Origin of the sequence: Paraburkholderia sartisoli, assembly GCF_900107685.1 — a bacterium.
Lineage (GTDB): Bacteria > Pseudomonadota > Gammaproteobacteria > Burkholderiales > Burkholderiaceae > Paraburkholderia > Paraburkholderia sartisoli.
The window spans coordinates 1,382,591-1,399,464 of sequence record NZ_FNRQ01000001.1 but is presented as its reverse complement, the minus strand read 5'-3'; the positions used below and the strand labels follow the sequence as shown (position 1 = coordinate 1,399,464).

Genomic DNA, 16,874 nt, shown 5'->3' with positions numbered 1-16,874 from the left:
CGTCAACCGCTACACTATAGCCGATTTTTGTTTTTGCGCGAGCGGCCTGGCCATCCGGCCAAACCCAACACACACGCGGGTTTCAGCGTTTCAGCCTTTGTCCGCGTAAGGGTTCGTCGACGAACGGAACTCTATGCGCAATGGAGTCCCGGTCAGCCCAAAAGTTTCCCGGAAGCGGTTTTCAAGGTAGCGCTTATAGGTTTCGGTAATCGCGTCGAGCGCGTTGCCATGAATCACGATGATCGGCGGGTTCTGTCCACCCTGATGCGCGTAGCGCAACTTCGGACGCACCGGCCCACGACGTCGCGGCTGCTGGAACTCGACCGCGTCGATCAGCGCGCGGGTCAGCTTCGGCGTCGGCAGCTTCGCCATGGCGGCGGCGTAGGCATCGTCGACCGATCGCATCAGCTGGCCGATACCCGTTTTTTCCGCTGCCGAAATGAAGTGGAATTTGGCGAAGTCGAGAAATTTTAGCTTGCGCTCCAGATCCGCTTTCGTGCGCTCGCGCACGTGCGAATCGAGACCGTCCCATTTGTTCACGCCGACCACCAGCGCCCGCCCCTGTTCGACGACGAAACCGGCGATGTGCGCGTCCTGCTCCGAAATATCCTGGCGCGCGTCGAGCAGCAGGATCACGACGTTCGCGTCCGAGATCGACTGCAGCGTCTTCACCACCGAGAATTTCTCGATCGCCTCGAACACCTTGCCGCGCCGGCGCAGGCCCGCCGTGTCGATCAGCGTGTAGTTCTTGCCCTGGCGCTCGAAGTCGACGTAGATCGAATCGCGCGTGGTGCCGGGCATGTCGAACGCGATCACGCGGTCTTCGCCGACCAGCGTGTTGATGAGCGTCGACTTGCCAACGTTCGGGCGTCCGACGATCGCGATCTTGATGCCGCGCGCGTCCTTGTCTTCGTCCTCCTCTTCCGGATGACCCGCGTACGCGACGCCGAGCGCCTCGTTGATCATTTCCGTCACGCCGTCGCCGTGCGCCGCGGAAATCGCGCGCGGGTCGCCGAGGCCGAGTTCGTAGAAGTCAGCGGCCACCGCGCTGTACTTCATGCCTTCGGCCTTGTTGACGACGAGGAAAACCGGCCGGCCGGTCTTGCGCAGATAGTCGGAAATCGACTTGTCCTGCGGCGCGAGGCCATTGCGGCCGTCGACGATAAACACGACGACGTCCGACTCCTCCACCGCCTGGCGCGTCTGGCGCGCCATTTCGTGCAGGATGCCGTCCTTCGCGACCGGCTCGAAGCCGCCCGTGTCGACGACCAGATAGGGCCGCTCGCCCGTGCGCCCCTCGCCGTAGTGACGGTCGCGCGTGAGCCCTGGCAGATCGGCGACGAGCGCGTCACGCGAGCGCGTGAGACGGTTGAACAGCGTGGATTTCCCCACATTGGGGCGCCCGACGAGGGCAATAACGGGTTTCATCAGATGTTGTTCACGGTGAAACGCAAGGTCGAGAAACTCGACGGGCCGTGCGGCGATGCCACATGACTGCCCGCAGGCTGCGTTTGACAAAAATTATCACGAAATCGGTCACACCCGGGATGCGAACCATCGGTGCATCTCCCGGCCGACGAAGAACTGGCTGGCTGGCGCGGCCTTCATACGACGTGCGCAGGCACTGCGTGCGGCATGCGTGAGGCCTCGGGCGTCTGCGGATCCAGCGTTGCGGACTGCGCCTGAACCGGGCGTCGCGTTTCGCGACAGGCGTACACCCACCGCGCCACCCGGATACTGCTTTTTACTGGGCCGCCGGACCAGCCGGGCCGGCAGCCTGTATCTCCATTTCCCACATGGGCGCGGCGCATGAGGCTACGCCAGAAATACGTGCGGCCGGCAAAGCCGGCCAGCACGTCGATCAGATCGAACGAAGCTGCGTGTGTGATCAGTGCGATCAGCGCGGACGGAAACCGTACAGGTCGCCGTCATGCGTCTGCACGACGAGTGTGTCGCCAGCGAGGACCGGGGCGGCGGTAATCGCGCTGCCATCGGTCTTCATGCGGGCAACGAACGAACCGTCGTCACGCGACAGGAAGTGAACGTAGCCCTGGAAATCGCCCACAACGGCTGCGTGCCCCAGCAGGAACGGCACGCCGACGTCGCGGCTCTTCAGCTTGTCGTTGGTCCACAGCGGACGGCCGGTTACGGCGTCGAACGCATGCATGACCGCCCAGTCGTCACCCGCGACCACGACGGTGTCATCTTCCGCGACACCGCTCGTGCTCGAGAATTTATGCTCCCACACGGCGCGGCCCGAATTCGCGTCGAAACAGCCAATCTGGCCCTGGAACGTCACCGCGCAGGTTTGCGCGCCAACGAGCGCCGGCGCACCGGTCACGTCGTTGATACGCTCGACTTCCGTCACGCCCTTCGGATACGACACCGGCGTCTGCCAGAACGCGTCGCCCGTCTGCAGGTTGATCGCGGCGAACCCGCCACCCGGGAAGCCGGCCAGCACGGCCTGATCGCCCGCGAACGTCATACCCGACGACACCCGCAGGTTGAGCGGCACCGCGCGATTGCGGTAATTCCATTTCTGCTCGCCCGTCTGCGCGTTGAAGGCCGTGATCTGGCCGTCCACGGTGCGAACGATAACGAGGCCATTGCCAACGAGCGGCGGCGAAATGATTTCGCCCGGCGCGATGCCCTTCCACAATAGCTTGCCGTCCGGGCCGAGCACGAAGACACCGCCCTTCAGCGCGCCGACGGCGGTCAGATTGCCATCACTGCCGACACCCGCGGAAAGATCGTCGTCGACCTTCGTACGCCAGATGTCCTTGCCGGTTTGCGCGTCGATCTTCGCGACCGAGCCGTTCGCACCTGCCGCATACACCGCGTTCCCGACGGCGACCGGCGCGAACAGGTAGCGGCCGGCCTTGCCGACGCTCGACTTCCACGTCTGCTGCACGTCGAGCACGGGCTTGAACTCGGTGAGCGGCGTCGGCACGCGGCGCTCGTCTTTCGTGGATGAGCAAGCCGCCATCGTAAGGACGGTCATCGCACAGGCAACGGGCACAGCGTAACGTTTCAGCAGATTCATCGGTGGACGAAGCATTAATTGAGGATTTATCAAATGGAGCCAGTTGATCACGCGACGCGCCGGTCAGCCGCCGAGCGCGTCCAGCTTGAACTGGATCAACTGACGCGTCGACGTGTCGTTCTTCGACAGCGTGTCGAGCGCAAGCTTGTAGGCTGCGCGTGCATCGTCGCGCTTGCCCTCGGCCGCGAGCAGGTCGCCACGGCCGTCCGCCACGACGCCCTTGAACGCGTCGGACTGCGGCTCGGCCAGCAACGCGAGCCCTGCATCATAGGCCTTCTCGTCGAGCAGCAGCGAAGCGAGGCGCAATTTCGCGATCTGCTTGAACTCGTCGTCCTTCGCGTGATCGACGGCCCATTGCAACTGGGCCTTCGCTGCCGGTTCGTCGCCCGCGGTGTAGAACGCCTTCGCCGCGCCGAGTGCGGTCATCTGCGCGTAGGCGGTGCCGCTGAACTTGTCTTCCATGTCGGCCGCGACGCGGGTGATCCTCGCCTTGTCGCCCGAAGCGAGCGACTGCTGGACCTGGTCGTACAGCACAGCCGCTTCGGCCGCCTGACGACGTTGCCAGAAATGCCAGCCGTTCCAGGCCGCTGCGGCGGCGAGCACGACCAGCACGATCCACGTGGTTGCATTACCCCACTGCGACCACCATGCCTTTACGCTTTCAATCGATTCTTGTTCGTCGTGGTAACTCATCGCGAGGCGATTCCTTCTTCCTTGATACTTTGTCTTTGTCGTACTTCACGCTGCGTTCAGCACACCGCGCGATCAGTCGTCGCCGTCATCGCCTTCGTCGGCGGATGCAACCATCGCATTGATTAGAAATTCGGTCAAGTCTTCGGCCGGCACGTTCTGCTGTTCGCTTTTTGCGCCTTCGGAACCGGTTTTGCGCAGCGGTTTCACGCCGACCGTGCCGTTCGCGATCTCATCTTCACCCAGGATCACCGCGAAGGCCGCACCGCTTGCATCAGCACGTTTCATCTGCGACTTGAAGCTGGCCGACTGGCCATCCGGGCTGCAATGCAGGATCACGTCGAGACCCGTATCGCGCAACCGCTCGCCGATGATAAACGCCTGTTCGCGTGCCGCGTCGCCCTGATGCACGAGGTACACGTCGCAGCCTTCGTCCTCGGGTACGAGCTTCTCTTCCTTCAGCAATTCGAGAATGCGCTCGATGCCCATGGCCCAGCCGCACGCAGCCGTCGGCTTGCCGCCCAGCTGCTCGATCAGCGGGTCGTAGCGACCGCCGGCCGCCACGGTGCCCTGTGCGCCGAGTTTATCGGTCACCCACTCGAACACCGTCAGATTGTAGTAATCGAGACCCCGTACAAGACGCGGATTGATCTTGAACGGGATATTGTTCGCTTTCAGAATGCGCTGAAGCCCTTCGAAATGCGTACGCGATTCGTCGCCAAGAAAATCGATCAGCTTCGGCGCGTTCTGCGCGACGTCCTGCAGCGCCGGATTTTTCGTGTCGAGCACGCGCAGCGGGTTCGTGTAGAGACGGCGCTTCGCCTCTTCGTCGAGCACGTCCATGTGCTTCTCGAGATACGCGATGAGTTCGACGCGATGCGCGGCGCGCTCGTCAGCGAGACCCAGCGAGTTGATTTCGAGCTTGATGCCCATCAACCCGAGATCGTCCCAGAGACGCTGGCACATCATGATGATTTCCGCGTCCGTATCCGGACCCGCGAAACCGAGTGCCTCGACGCCGACCTGATGGAACTGGCGATAACGCCCGCGCTGCGGACGCTCGTGACGGAACATCGGGCCGATATACCACAGGCGCTTCGGGCCGTCGTACAACATGTTGTGCTCGATCGACGCGCGCACGACCGCCGCCGTGTTTTCCGGGCGCATCGTCAGGTTTTCGCCGTTCAGCGCGTCGGTGAAGCTGTACATCTCTTTTTCGACGATGTCGGTGACTTCACCGATACCGCGCGTGAACAGCTGTGTGTGCTCGATGATCGGCGTGCGGATATTCTGGTATCCATACGAACGCAACATCGACTTCACGGTCGATTCAAAAAATTCCCACAACCCGGCATCCTGCGGAAGGATGTCGTTCATGCCCTTCACGCCGGAGAGCTTCTCGAGTTTCTTCTTCTGTTCAGTCATCTGTGTTCTATCTGACGATCCTGGTTGAGCGATCTAGTTGGCGACTTCGGCACGGCCGTAAGTGCGCTCGACGTAGTCGCTCACGATTTGCTGGAATTCTTCCGCGATGCGCTCGCCGCGCAGCGTCTTGACCTTTTCGCCGTCGATGAACACCGGTGCCGCAGGGTTCTCGCCAGAGCCCGGCAGGCTGATGCCGATGTTCGCCTGCTTCGACTCGCCCGGACCGTTCACGATGCAGCCCATCACGGCGACGTGCATCTTCTCGACGCCAGGATACGTATCGCGCCACATCGGCATCTGCGTGCGCAGATACGTCTGGATCTGCGACGCGAGTTCCTGGAACAGCGTGCTGGTGGTACGGCCGCAACCCGGGCACGCGATCACCATCGGCGTGAACGAACGCAGGCCCATCGTCTGCAGGATTTCCTGACCGACGATCACCTCACCGGTACGCGACGCGCCCGGTTCCGGCGTCAGCGAAATGCGGATCGTGTCGCCGATGCCCTGCTGCAGCAGCACGGACAACGCGGCCGTCGAAGCAACGATACCCTTCGAACCCATGCCGGCTTCCGTCAAGCCGAGGTGCAGCGCGAATTCACAACGGCGCGCGAGCTCACGATACACGGCGATCAGATCCTGCACGCCGCTGACCTTGCACGACAGAATGATCTTGTTGCGGCTCAGGCCGAGCTCGACCGCGCGCTCCGCCGAACCGATCGCGGACTGGATCAGCGCTTCGTACATGACGCTCTGTGCTTCCCACGGCGTGGAACGCGTCGCGTTTTCGTCCATCATCTTCGCGAGCAGGTCCTGATCGAGGCTGCCCCAGTTGACGCCGATACGCACCGGCTTGTCGTACTGGATCGCGGCTTCGATCATCTGCGCGAACTGCGTGTCGCGCTTCGCGCCGTGGCCGACATTACCCGGATTGATCCGGTACTTCGACAGCGACTCGGCGCATGCCGGATAGTCGCGCAACAGCAGGTGACCGTTGTAGTGAAAATCGCCGACGAGCGGCACCGTCACGCCCATCCGGTCGAGTTGCTCACGCACTGCCGGGACGGCTGCGGCCGCTTCCGGCGTGTTCACCGTGATACGCACGAGCTCGGAACCGGCCTGCGCGAGTTCCTTGATCTGGATCGCCGTGCCGATCGCATCCGCGGTGTCGGTGTTGGTCATCGACTGCACACGCACGGGCGAATCGCCACCGATCGTGACGATCTGGCCGCCCCAGCGCACGTCTACCGCATGCGACGAACGGCGCGGCGCCTGGCCGCCAAAAACCGGATCGGTTGAAACAATCTTGCTGCTGGAAGGGGATTGAGCTTCGGAGTGCATCGAAAGACCCATTTACACCGCAGGCGCCGCGCGCAAAACGCGCCGCCAGAATTGAAAAAGCGTCGCGGCTAACCTGCCGCGACGCGTACCCTGTTTCAAGGCAACGCGAAACGAGCCACGTTGCCCTTTGCTGACGCGTACTTGCCCGGATCGACCGCCTGGCCATCGAGCGACATCGAATCCAGTCCCGCCTTGTTGCCCACCGTAACCTTGAACGGCGGCTCGCCAGCAATTTCCTTCGATTCACCCGCGTGGACGAGGCCAGAGAATACTTCCTTGCCGTCCTTCTGCCGCACGCTGAACCAGCTGTCCTGTGTCACCTTGATACCCACCGTCGCCTGGCCTTCCGCTGGCGCTGCCGCTTCCGCCGCGGACGCCTGCCGCGGCGCGCTCGCCACCGGCGCAACGGCGGCTGGCTGTGCCGCCTGGGCGCCCGGGGGCGCCGGCGAAACACTGGTCGCGAGCGGCGCCGGCATCGGCGTCGCCTGAGATGCGCTACTGTCCGTCGCAACCTGGGCGCCCGATGCAGGTGCCGCCTCCTCACCCGCCACTGTTGCTGAAGCAGCGTCCTGATCCTGCGCGACGGCGCCAGATGCGCCGGTCGCACTACCCGCTGCGCCATTCGCGTCGGCCTTCAGCCGCGCGAGCCACGCCGACGAGTCGCCGCCATTCGTGTGCCACATCGCGAGCGCAATGACTGCAACGATCACCGCGGCCACGCCCCACAGCCACGAACGCGATTTCGCCGCGCTGTTGCCGAGGGAAAGCGATACGCGGCCTCGCGGCAAATCGCGGCCCGACGAAGCCGGCATCGACAGATCCGGTTCCGGCACGCCCCTGACGCGACGCAGCGCCTGACTGAACGGCGCGGGATCGGTGCCGAGCATTTTCGCGTAGCTGCGCACCACGCCGAGCGCGAACGTCGTGTCCGGCAACTGGCTGACATCGCCGCTTTCGAGTGCGCGCAGTTTGGCCGGCGAGACCTTCAGGCGCGAGGACACGTCCTCGATCGACCAGCCCTTCAACTCGCGCAACTGGGTCAGCCGCGCCCCGACTGCCGCAAGCGATTCCAGCGCGGGCTGCGCCACCGCCGGTGCGACGGCCGGTGCTGGACGGCCGGCGTTCGTCTCATTGTCATGCGGCTGCGGGTGCTGCGGCTCACTCATCCCAAATCCTTTCGCGTCGATTCTTTTTTCACTCTTACGATCCGTCCCCACCTTTCAGGCATCGGTTCGGATTCGCAGACCGTTTATAACAAAATGTGCGGCGTTCTGCGCCGCTTCCGATCGATTTTGCAAACTTTCTTTTCAATTCACCCGACGTCTCGAAGTCACAAGGACTCCGCCATGCTCAAATCGCGCGAACTTCGATGATTTTCGCCGCCTTCCCGGTGCGTTCGGCAAGACGCGTGCGGTCCTTGACCGCACCCGCCAGCTGACCGCAGGCAGCATCGATATCGTCGCCACGAGTCTTGCGCACCGTGGTGACGACACCTGCATCCATCAGCACCTGCGCAAACCGTTTGATCTGCTCCTGCTTCGAGCGCAGAAGCCCCGATTCCGGAAACGGGTTGAACGGAATCAGATTGAACTTGCACGGCACGTCACGCGTGACGGCCAGCAGTTCGCGTGCATGCTGTTCAGTGTCGTTCACACCGTCGAGCATGCAGTATTCAAATGTAATGAAATCGCGCGGCGCGACCTTCAGATAACGCTGGCAGGCAGCCATCAACTCACGCAACGGATACTTCCTGTTCAGCGGCACCAGTTCGTCGCGCAACGCGTCGTTCGGCGCGTGCAGCGAGACCGCGAGTGCAACGGGCAGATCCGCGCCCAGGCGGTCCATCATCGGCACCACACCCGACGTGGACAGCGTGACGCGGCGGCGCGACAGGCCATACGCATTGTCGTCGAGCATCAGGCGCATGGCCGGCACGACGGCATCGTAATTGAGCAGCGGCTCGCCCATGCCCATCATCACGACGTTCGTGACGACCCGCTCGCCCTTGCCTTCACCGCCCACCGCCCGTCCGCCGGCCGAGCCGAGCGACGCGCGCAGCGCAAATTCGGCCATGCGCAACTGGCCGATGATTTCGCCGGTGGTGAGATTGCGGGAAAAACCCTGTTTGCCAGTGGAGCAGAAACGGCAGTTGACCGCACATCCCGCCTGCGACGACACGCAGAGCGTTCCGCGCGTCTCTTCCGGAATGAAGACTGTTTCGACTGCGTTGCCGTTACCGACGTCGATCAGCCACTTGCGTGTGCCGTCGGTGGAAATATGATCGCTTGTGATCTCGGGCATCGAAATCTCAGCGCGCCCCTTCAGCTTTTCGCGGAGGGACTTTGCGAGATCGGTCATGCCATCGAAATCGGCGGCGTTGTACTGGTGAATCCAGCGCTGCAACTGCTTGGCGCGAAACGGCTTTTCGCCGAGGCTGTCGCAATATGCAACGAGCCCCTGTGCGTCGAGATCGAGAAGGTTGACGGTTGAACTGCTCGCCATGTCGAATCCTGCCATATCAGTGCAAACCTGCGTTCATGCAACAAGCCACATGAACGCCCGTACCGTTCGCGCCCGTTCCTGCTGCTTCTACCTTACTACCTGGACAGCCGCTTACGCGGATTAACGCGAGTAAACGTTGACTGCCGGGAAGAAGAATGCGATTTCGACGGCGGCTGTTTCGGCTGCGTCCGAACCGTGGACTGCGTTCGCGTCGATGCTGTCCGCGAAATCAGCGCGGATCGTGCCCTTTTCGGCCTTCTTCGGGTCCGTCGCGCCCATCAGGTCGCGATGCTTAAGAATGGCGTTTTCGCCTTCCAGAACCTGAACCACCACCGGACCCGAGATCATGAAGTCGACGAGGTCCTTGAAGAACGGACGTGCGGCATGTACAGCGTAGAACTTCTCGGCATCAGCGCGCGACAGGTGGACCATGCGCGAAGCGGCGATCTTGAGGCCAGCGTTTTCGAAACGGCTGTAGATCTGACCGATCACGTTCTTTGCCACTGCGTCGGGCTTGATAATCGACAGGGTGCGTTCGAGCGCCATAAAAACTCCAGAAAATTAAGAGGTTACAGATTCAAATGAATCGTCTATTGTAGCATGTTCCGTTATATGATTGCGATTGAACCCTTACAACACCGTAAGACTCTAACAAAGTGTCCGGCACCTCACCATCCGCCGTCTGGCCAGCTATTGAAACTCGCCGGTCTCGGGGTAATCTTAAGGGTGTACGGACCAGCGGCGGGTGCCGCCACGGCCAGCCGGGCTGTACAACCACTGCGCAACACTGCGTCTGACGCAAGGAGAAACCATGAATTCGCCCTACAATTTCGGCCGCACCGGTACGATCAGCACGGTCGAAACCCGCAACCGCGTACTCCGGAACACCTACTGGCTGCTCGCGCTGTCGATGATTCCGACGGTCCTCGGCGCGTGGGTGGGTGTCGCGACCGGTTTTTCGCTGTTTGCCGCCACCAGTCCGGCCATGAGCCTGCTGGCATTCTTCGCCATCGCGTTTGGCTTCATGTTCGCGATCGAAAAAACCAAGAACAGCAGCACCGGCGTCTTCGTGCTGCTCGGCTTCACGTTCTTCATGGGCCTGATGCTGTCGCGGCTCCTGAGCTTCATCCTCGGGTTCTCGAACGGTCCGTCGCTGATCATGCTCGCGTTTGGTGGCACCGGTGTGATCTTCGCCACGATGGCGACGGTGGCTACCGTCAGCAAGCGCGATTTTTCGGGTCTCGGCAAATGGCTCTTCATGGGCGTGATCGTGCTGCTGCTCGCGATGGTCGCGAACATGTTCCTGCACCTGCCTGCGCTGATGCTCACGGTCTCCGTGCTCGCGATCGCGATTTTCTCGGCTTACATGCTGTTTGACGTCCAGCGCGTCGTGAACGGTGGTGAAACGAACTACATCTCGGCCACGCTCGCGATCTATCTGGACCTCTACAACGTCTTCGTCAACCTGCTCGCGCTGCTTGGCATCTTCGGCGGCAACCGGAACTAATCCGACCAAAAGTACGGCCGGTGGTGGCGGGTTGATTACCCATCCCGGTCACGGCAACCAGCATCGATTGCAGTAAAAACCGTAGCTGGCAGCCAGACAGAAACAAAAACGCCCATGACATCCGTCATGGGCGTTTTTGTTTCTGCGTGCCTTATCGACCTCCAGCTGCACCCCGTATGAAACTCACAGAGCCAGCCAGTCGAATCCGTCATCCTGCGAGGCGATGATCACGTCTGTCGTCGCGGCGCCGAGCACCGCCGCCATCGCAGCCTGGGCCAGTTCCGGAGAATTGTTCTGCTGGCTCAGATGGGCGGCAACAAGATGCCGCAATTTCGTCCGGTCGAGGGAAGCCAGGATTTCAGCCGCCGCATCGTTGTTCAGGTGCCCATGATTGCCACCGATGCGCGCTTTCAGCGACTGCGGGTAGCGACTCGCCGCCAGCATCTGTGCGTCATGGTTGCATTCCAGCACGAGCGCATCACAGCCGCTCAGCACGGCGCTGATGTGTGGCGTCGAAGTGCCGACGTCGGTCAGCACGCCAAGCCGGCTCGCGCCATCTGAGAAAACGAACTGCAGCGGTTCGCGGGCGTCGTGGGGCACCGTGTACGGCAACGCACCGAGATCGCCGATTGCAACGCCTTCGTCACCCCACAACACGTGCAGGTCGACGTCGGCTTCGTCGGCGCCGACCGCGCGGGCCGTGCCCCAGCTCATGTACAGCGGAATCGACCCCTTGCGGGCCAGCGTCAGCGCGCTGCCAATGTGATCGCCATGTTCGTGCGTGATCAGGATCGCATCGAGACTGTCGATGCCGAAGCCAAGGCGCGCGAGGCGCCGTTCGACTTCTTTCGCTGAAAAGCCGCAGTCGAGCAGGACACGCGTGGTCGTCGTTCCGCATTGAGCTTCGACGAGCAGCGCGTTGCCCTCGCTGCCGCTTCCCAGACTGGCGAACCGCACGGTTCGCCTAGTTCAGCTGTGCATGCAGCAGCGACACAATGTGCTGCGCGTCCGACGACGTATCCACCTGGCCGTTCGCGTCGAGCACTGCGACCTGCGTCATCGCATCGCCCTTCGAGCGCACGTTCACGAGGAATTCCTGGGCGGGCTTCTTCGTGCTGCTGCCGCTATAGAACAGTTTGCCGAAGAGACCTTCCTTCTTCAGTTCCTGCATCGAATCGGCGTAGCGGACGTAATAAATGCCCTTCTCGCGGTCGCGGTTGTCGACGGTGAAATTCGTGCGATCGAGTGCGAGACCCACCCGCAGCCATGCGCGGTCGAACGATTCCGGCAGATCGAGCGTTGCGCTGCCCGCGCTCGTCTCGACCTTCACCGGCGCCGTCGACGGGCGTGCGTCCGTCAGCAGCTGTTTGGCCTGCGCATCGGTCAGACCGAACTTCTCCATCAGCTTCGCGAGGAACAGCGCTTCGAGCGTCGGGTTGCGCGGACGCTCTTCCCAGCGCGACGACGTCTTGTCCTGACCCGTCAGCATTTCTTCCATCTGGCTGTGCGTGATCGAGATATCCGTCGTGTCGGCACCGCCACGCGAAACCAGCGTGCGGAAACGGTCACGTGTGCCCGACGAGTACGCGAAATCGACCACCTTGCCGATCGTGCGGCGGAACCAGTCGTCCGGAATGTTCGCGCGGTTCTCGGCCCAGTCGGTCGACATGATGCCGGTGGAGGGTGCGTCGGTTGTCAGCGAGAAACCGTTGTCCTGCCAGAACGCCTGCAGCTGCGGCCAGAGCTGCTCGGGCGAGCGGCCGTCGACCACGAGCCAGCGGCGGTCGCCGTCACGCTCGATGTGCATGCCGAGCGGATCCTGCGCGTTCGGCACGCCTTCCGTCCGGTTGCCGGCCGGCGTCACCGCGCGTTCCGGCGCGCCGCCCAGCGCGGCATCGACCGGCGGCGCCACATAGCGCTGGTCGACCTGGGCGGTCGACAGGTCGCTCGGCACGGCGAGCGGCGGCGCGCTGCCCGCGACCTTGTAGTTCACCTTGTCGGACGAAAACCAGTCGTTCAGCGTGTCGCAGCCGGCGAGCGTAACAAGGGCAAGCGCCAGCGCCGCCATGCGGGTTGCGTGGAGGGAAAGTGCAGAACGTTTCATGAAGTCCTTCGTGATGCTGGAACGCGTTGCCTGGTTCGATGCCGGGAACGTGGGCGATTTGACGTCGGTTAATGGAATGGCCGGTGACGCTGGACGGATTTCAGCCCAGCAGACCCGACTCGCGCAGCGCGGCACGCACGATATCGTGGTAGCGCGCGTCGAGCGGTGTCAACGGCAGACGGATGCCGCCCTGAACGCGGCCGAGTTGCTGCAGCGCCCACTTCGCTGGAATCGGATTCGATTCGATGAAGAGGTTCTTGTGCAACGAAAGCAGTTTCAGATGGATTTCACGCGCGGTTTTCGCATCGGCGGCAAGCGCGGCGCGGCACAGTTCAGCCATCAGACGCGGTGCGACGTTGGCCGTCACGGAAATGTTGCCGTGCCCGCCAAGCAGCATCAACGCGATCGCGGTCGGATCGTCGCCGCTGTAAATGCCGAAATGCGCCGGCGCTGCCTTGATCAGATGCGCGGCGCGATCAATGCTGCCGGTCGCTTCCTTCACGCCCACGATGCCCGGCACCTGCGCAAGGCGCAGGATCGTCTCGTTCGACATGTCCGCCACCGTGCGCCCCGGCACGTTGTACAGGATCACCGGCAGGTCGACGGTTTCCGCGATCTTCGCGAAGTGGCGATAGATCCCTTCCTGCGTCGGCTTGTTGTAATACGGCACGACCTGCAGCGAGGCATCCGCGCCGACTTTCTTCGCCCGCTCGGTCAGTTCGATCGCTTCGGTGGTCGAGTTGCCGCCCGAGCCCGCAATCACGGGGATGCGTCCGGCGACGTGCTCGACCGCGGTCTTGACCATCAGCACGTGCTCTTCGACCGACAGCGTGGCCGACTCGCCGCTCGTGCCGACGACGACGAGGCCGTTCGTGCCCTCTTCGATATGCCAGTCGATCAGTTTGCGGAACGCGGGCAGGTCGAGGCTGCCGTCTTCGAGCATCGGGGTGATGATTGCGGGAATGCTGCCGCGAATCTGAATGCCGTCTTGATTGCCGTTAGTCATGAAATGCCATGAATTAGATCAGTAAACCGCGATTGTAGCGGATTAGCCAGCCAGATCGTAACGCGGCGGGGGCGGAGCCGCTCCCCCGTCGACGGGCCGATCCGCCTCCAGAATCGCGCAGATCCGCTGGACCCAGGCAGGACGCGGCTGCGCGAGAAAACCATCCTGATAGGCGACCACGCGCAGGCGGCCGCGCACGGCCTCGAGCAACTCGCCCGGTTCCAGCAGAAACGCCGGCCGCGAAGGCTTGCCGACCGTCTCGTTTCCCCGCGCGAACGTCTCGTAAATCAGCACGCCTGCCGGCGCGAGCGCGTCCAGAAGTCGTGGAAAGAGCGGCCGGTACAGATAGTTCGTGACGACGACCGCGGCAAACGTCGACTCAGCCGGAAGCGGCCACGGGCCGTCTTCGATGTCGGCGACGAGCGTGCTGACCCGCGGCACGTCGTGCAGCGTCGCGAGCGCGTCCGCGTCGCGGTCGAGCGCGGTGACCGGATGGCCCCGCGCGGCAAGCCAGCGCGCGTGCCGCCCGGCGCCCGACGCGACGTCGAGCACCGCGCCGCCGGGCGTCACGAGATGCGCCCAGCGACGCACCCAGCGTGACGGTTCGGCCAGCGTGGCATGCGGTGAAAGCGCCGGGGCACCGTGATCATCCATATGCAAGCTCGCTACCGGCTATCAGTTGTACGACAGACCCATTGCCTCGCGCACATCGCGCATGGTCTCGGTCGCGAAACGGCGCGCCTTGTCGCAGCCATCGGCGACGATTGCACGCAGCAGCGACGGATCGTCCATGTACTTCTGCGCGCGCTCGAGCATCGGTTGCTGTTCACGCAGGATGCCTTCGATCACCGGCTGCTTGCATTCGAGACAGCCGATGCCCGCCGAGCGGCAGCCCTTCTGCACCCATGCATGCGTCGTTTCGTCGGTGTAGACCTGATGCAGTCGCCATACCGGGCACTTGTCCGGGTCGCCCGGATCGGTGCGCCGCACGCGCGCGGGGTCGGTCGGCATCGTACGGACTTTCTTCGTGATCGTCGCGGCGTCCTCACGCAGGCCGATCGTGTTGCCGTACGACTTCGACATTTTCTGTCCATCGAGACCCGGCATGCGCGACGCCTCGGTCAGCATGGCCTGCGGTTCGACGAGAATGATCTTGCGCGAGCCTTCGAGGTAGCCGAAAAGACGCTCGCGATCGTTCATCGACAGGCTCTGCGACTCCTGCAACATCGCACGCGCCTGTTCGAGCGCTTCGTCGTCGCCTTCCTGCTGATACGCGACGCGCAGTTCGTGATACAGCTTCGCGCGCTTGCCGCCGAGTTTCTTCGCGGCTTCGTTGGCCTTTTCCTCGAAGCCCGGCTCGCGGCCGTACAGATAGTTGAAGCGGCGCGCGATTTCGCGCGTCATTTCGACGTGCGGCACCTGATCTTCGCCGACGGGCACGAGCGAGCCGCGATACAGCAGGATGTCGGCTGCCATCAGAACCGGATACCCGAGAAAGCCGTAAGTGGACAGATCCTTGTCCTTCAGCTTCTCCATCTGCTCCTTGTAGGTCGGCACGCGTTCGAGCCAGCCCAGCGGCGTGCTCATGCCGAGCAGCAGCGCCAGTTCCGCGTGTTCCGGCACCTTGCTCTGGATGAAGAGCGTGGCCTGCGCCGGATCGATCCCCGAGGCGAGCCAGTCGGTCAGCACTTCCCAGACGTTCTTTTCGATGACCTCGGGCGTTTCGTAGTGCGTGGTCAGCGCGTGCCAGTCGACGACACAGAAGAAGCACGGGTATTCGGACTGCAGCCGCACCCAGTTTTTCAGCACGCCGTGATAGTGGCCGAGGTGCAGCGACCCGGTGGGCCGCATGCCGGAGAAGATACGGTCTGGGAACATGGTTATATTAGAGAAGCGAAACGAGTGGAGTCAGGATAGCCGTCACAGCGTCGTAACCGAGATTGACGAGCGGTCGCAGCCAGAATGTCGTCAGGGTACCCGTCATCACGAGTGCCATCACAATGAAAAAACCATACGGCTCGATACGCGAGAGCGCGATCGACTGGCGCGGCGGCAGCAACGCGGTCAGCACGCGACCACCGTCGAGCGGCGGCAGCGGGAACAGGTTCAGCACGCCGAGCACCAGATTGATGCCGACACCCGCGCCCGCCATGCGCGTGAAAAACGGTTCCTCGACATGCATGGCGGCGAGCGACACGCCGATCACGCCCCAGACGAGCGCCTGCACGAAGTTGCACATCGGCCCGGCAAGCGCCACCCACAGGCTGCCCCAGCGCGGATTGCGCAGGTTGCCGAACGCGACCGGCACGGGCTTCGCATAGCCGAACACGAACGCACCGCTCGTCACGAAATACAGCAGCAGCGGAATCGCGATGGTGCCGAGCGGATCGATGTGGCGCATCGGATTGAAGGAAACGCGGCCGAGCACGTACGCCGTGTTGTCGCCGAGCAGGCGCGCAACGTAGCCATGCGCGGCCTCGTGCAACGTGATGGCGAAAACCACCGGCAACGCGTACACGACAATGGTCTGTATCAGGGAAGAATCCATAGCTCGCTATTGTATCAATGCGGGGAGCCGCGACCGGCGGCTTTCGTTACGGGTCAGGCGGGCTGTTCCAGGCCAAACGGCTGAAGGCTGCCGCGGCCCGGACGAACGAGCACGGGCTCGGCACCGGTCAGATCGATCACCGTCGACGGCTCGCACGCACACGCGCCGCCGTCGATCACGAGGTCGATCTGTTTTTCGAGGCGCGCGCGGATCTCCTCGGGATCGTTCAGCGGCTCGGTTTCGCCCGGCATGATCAGCGTCGAACCGAGGAGCGGCTGGCCAAGCTCCTCGAGAATCGCGAGCGTGATGGCGTGATCGGGCACACGCAGACCGATCGTCTTGCGCGACGGATGCGACAGACGGCGCGGCACCTCCTTGGTCGCCTGCAGCACGAACACATACGGACCCGGCGTCACCGACTTGATCAACCGGTACTGCCGGTTATCGACCATCGCGAAGTTGGCGAGCTCCGACAGGTCGCGCACCAGCAGCGACAGAAGCTGCTTCTCGTCGAGACCGCGAATGCGGCGGATGCGCTCGACGGCGTCCTTGTCGTCGAGACGGCACGCGAGTGCGTAGCTCGAATCGGTCGGCAACGCGACGACGCCGCCGTCGTTGATGATCTGCACGGCCTGCTTGACGAGACGCAGCTGCGGATTGTCGGGATGAAGCCGAAAGAATTGGGACATGGTGAATGATCAGGATGACTGG

At 63.0% G+C, this 16,874-nt stretch carries 16 protein-coding genes; 1 reads left to right on the top strand and 15 read right to left on the bottom strand.

The window, feature by feature from the left end:
• Positions 1-90: 90 nt before the first annotated feature.
• The 8 genes from der to ndk form a co-directional block, all read right to left on the bottom strand.
• Complete coding sequence (gene der / locus BLV45_RS06345; protein ID WP_090530456.1) at positions 91-1,428, bottom strand: ribosome biogenesis GTPase Der; 1,338 nt, start codon at positions 1,426-1,428, stop codon at positions 91-93.
• 469 nt (positions 1,429-1,897) lie between these two features.
• On the bottom strand, positions 1,898-3,043 hold the full coding sequence (gene bamB, locus BLV45_RS06340; protein ID WP_090530451.1) for an outer membrane protein assembly factor BamB: 1,146 nt from the start codon (positions 3,041-3,043) through the stop codon (positions 1,898-1,900).
• Positions 3,044-3,106: 63 nt separating this feature from the next.
• Positions 3,107-3,736: a tetratricopeptide repeat protein gene (locus BLV45_RS06335; RefSeq protein ID WP_090530449.1), complete on the bottom strand. Its 630-nt coding sequence runs from the start codon at positions 3,734-3,736 to the stop codon at positions 3,107-3,109.
• A gap of 72 nt (positions 3,737-3,808) precedes the next feature.
• The gene (gene hisS / locus BLV45_RS06330; RefSeq protein WP_090530446.1) at positions 3,809-5,158 is read right to left on the bottom strand and encodes a histidine--tRNA ligase; all 1,350 of its coding nucleotides are present in this window, start codon (positions 5,156-5,158) and stop codon (positions 3,809-3,811) included.
• 33 nt (positions 5,159-5,191) lie between these two features.
• Positions 5,192-6,508, bottom strand: coding sequence for a flavodoxin-dependent (E)-4-hydroxy-3-methylbut-2-enyl-diphosphate synthase (gene ispG / locus BLV45_RS06325; RefSeq protein ID WP_090530443.1), 1,317 nt, complete (start codon positions 6,506-6,508; stop codon positions 5,192-5,194).
• Positions 6,509-6,591: 83 nt separating this feature from the next.
• Positions 6,592-7,662 carry a helix-turn-helix domain-containing protein gene (locus tag BLV45_RS06320; protein WP_090530440.1) on the bottom strand — a complete coding sequence of 357 codons (1,071 nt, stop codon included), beginning with the start codon at positions 7,660-7,662 and terminating at the stop codon, positions 6,592-6,594.
• Between the two features lie 184 nt (positions 7,663-7,846).
• On the bottom strand, positions 7,847-8,998 hold the full coding sequence (rlmN, locus tag BLV45_RS06315) for a 23S rRNA (adenine(2503)-C(2))-methyltransferase RlmN (RefSeq protein WP_090530438.1): 1,152 nt from the start codon (positions 8,996-8,998) through the stop codon (positions 7,847-7,849).
• A gap of 120 nt (positions 8,999-9,118) precedes the next feature.
• Positions 9,119-9,544, bottom strand: a complete 426-nt coding sequence (gene ndk / locus BLV45_RS06310; RefSeq protein ID WP_090530435.1) for a nucleoside-diphosphate kinase — start codon at positions 9,542-9,544, stop codon at positions 9,119-9,121.
• Positions 9,545-9,809: 265 nt separating this feature from the next.
• Here ndk and BLV45_RS06305 point away from each other — a divergent pair, with 265 nt between their 5' ends.
• Positions 9,810-10,505 carry a Bax inhibitor-1/YccA family protein gene (locus tag BLV45_RS06305; protein WP_090530432.1) on the top strand — a complete coding sequence of 232 codons (696 nt, stop codon included), beginning with the start codon at positions 9,810-9,812 and terminating at the stop codon, positions 10,503-10,505.
• Between the two features lie 183 nt (positions 10,506-10,688).
• Here the strand turns inward: BLV45_RS06305 and BLV45_RS06300 are convergent, their stop codons facing one another.
• The 7 genes from BLV45_RS06300 to BLV45_RS06270 all read right to left on the bottom strand — a co-directional run bounded on the left by BLV45_RS06300 (position 10,689) and on the right by BLV45_RS06270 (position 16,852).
• The gene (locus BLV45_RS06300) at positions 10,689-11,462 is read right to left on the bottom strand and encodes an MBL fold metallo-hydrolase (protein WP_090530429.1); all 774 of its coding nucleotides are present in this window, start codon (positions 11,460-11,462) and stop codon (positions 10,689-10,691) included.
• Positions 11,463-11,469: 7 nt separating this feature from the next.
• Complete coding sequence (gene bamC, locus BLV45_RS06295) at positions 11,470-12,609, bottom strand: outer membrane protein assembly factor BamC (protein ID WP_090530426.1); 1,140 nt, start codon at positions 12,607-12,609, stop codon at positions 11,470-11,472.
• Positions 12,610-12,709: 100 nt separating this feature from the next.
• On the bottom strand, positions 12,710-13,615 hold the full coding sequence (gene dapA / locus BLV45_RS06290; RefSeq protein ID WP_090530423.1) for a 4-hydroxy-tetrahydrodipicolinate synthase: 906 nt from the start codon (positions 13,613-13,615) through the stop codon (positions 12,710-12,712).
• 42 nt (positions 13,616-13,657) lie between these two features.
• Positions 13,658-14,269, bottom strand: a complete 612-nt coding sequence (locus BLV45_RS06285; protein ID WP_090530418.1) for a class I SAM-dependent methyltransferase — start codon at positions 14,267-14,269, stop codon at positions 13,658-13,660.
• Positions 14,270-14,290: 21 nt separating this feature from the next.
• Positions 14,291-15,493, bottom strand: coding sequence for a tryptophan--tRNA ligase (locus BLV45_RS06280; protein ID WP_090530414.1), 1,203 nt, complete (start codon positions 15,491-15,493; stop codon positions 14,291-14,293).
• Positions 15,494-15,500: 7 nt separating this feature from the next.
• Positions 15,501-16,163: a site-2 protease family protein gene (locus BLV45_RS06275; RefSeq protein WP_090530411.1), complete on the bottom strand. Its 663-nt coding sequence runs from the start codon at positions 16,161-16,163 to the stop codon at positions 15,501-15,503.
• Positions 16,164-16,216: 53 nt separating this feature from the next.
• A complete protein-coding gene (locus BLV45_RS06270) occupies positions 16,217-16,852 on the bottom strand; it encodes an L-threonylcarbamoyladenylate synthase (protein ID WP_090530408.1) in 636 nt (211 codons plus the stop codon).
• Positions 16,853-16,874 lie beyond the last annotated feature (22 nt).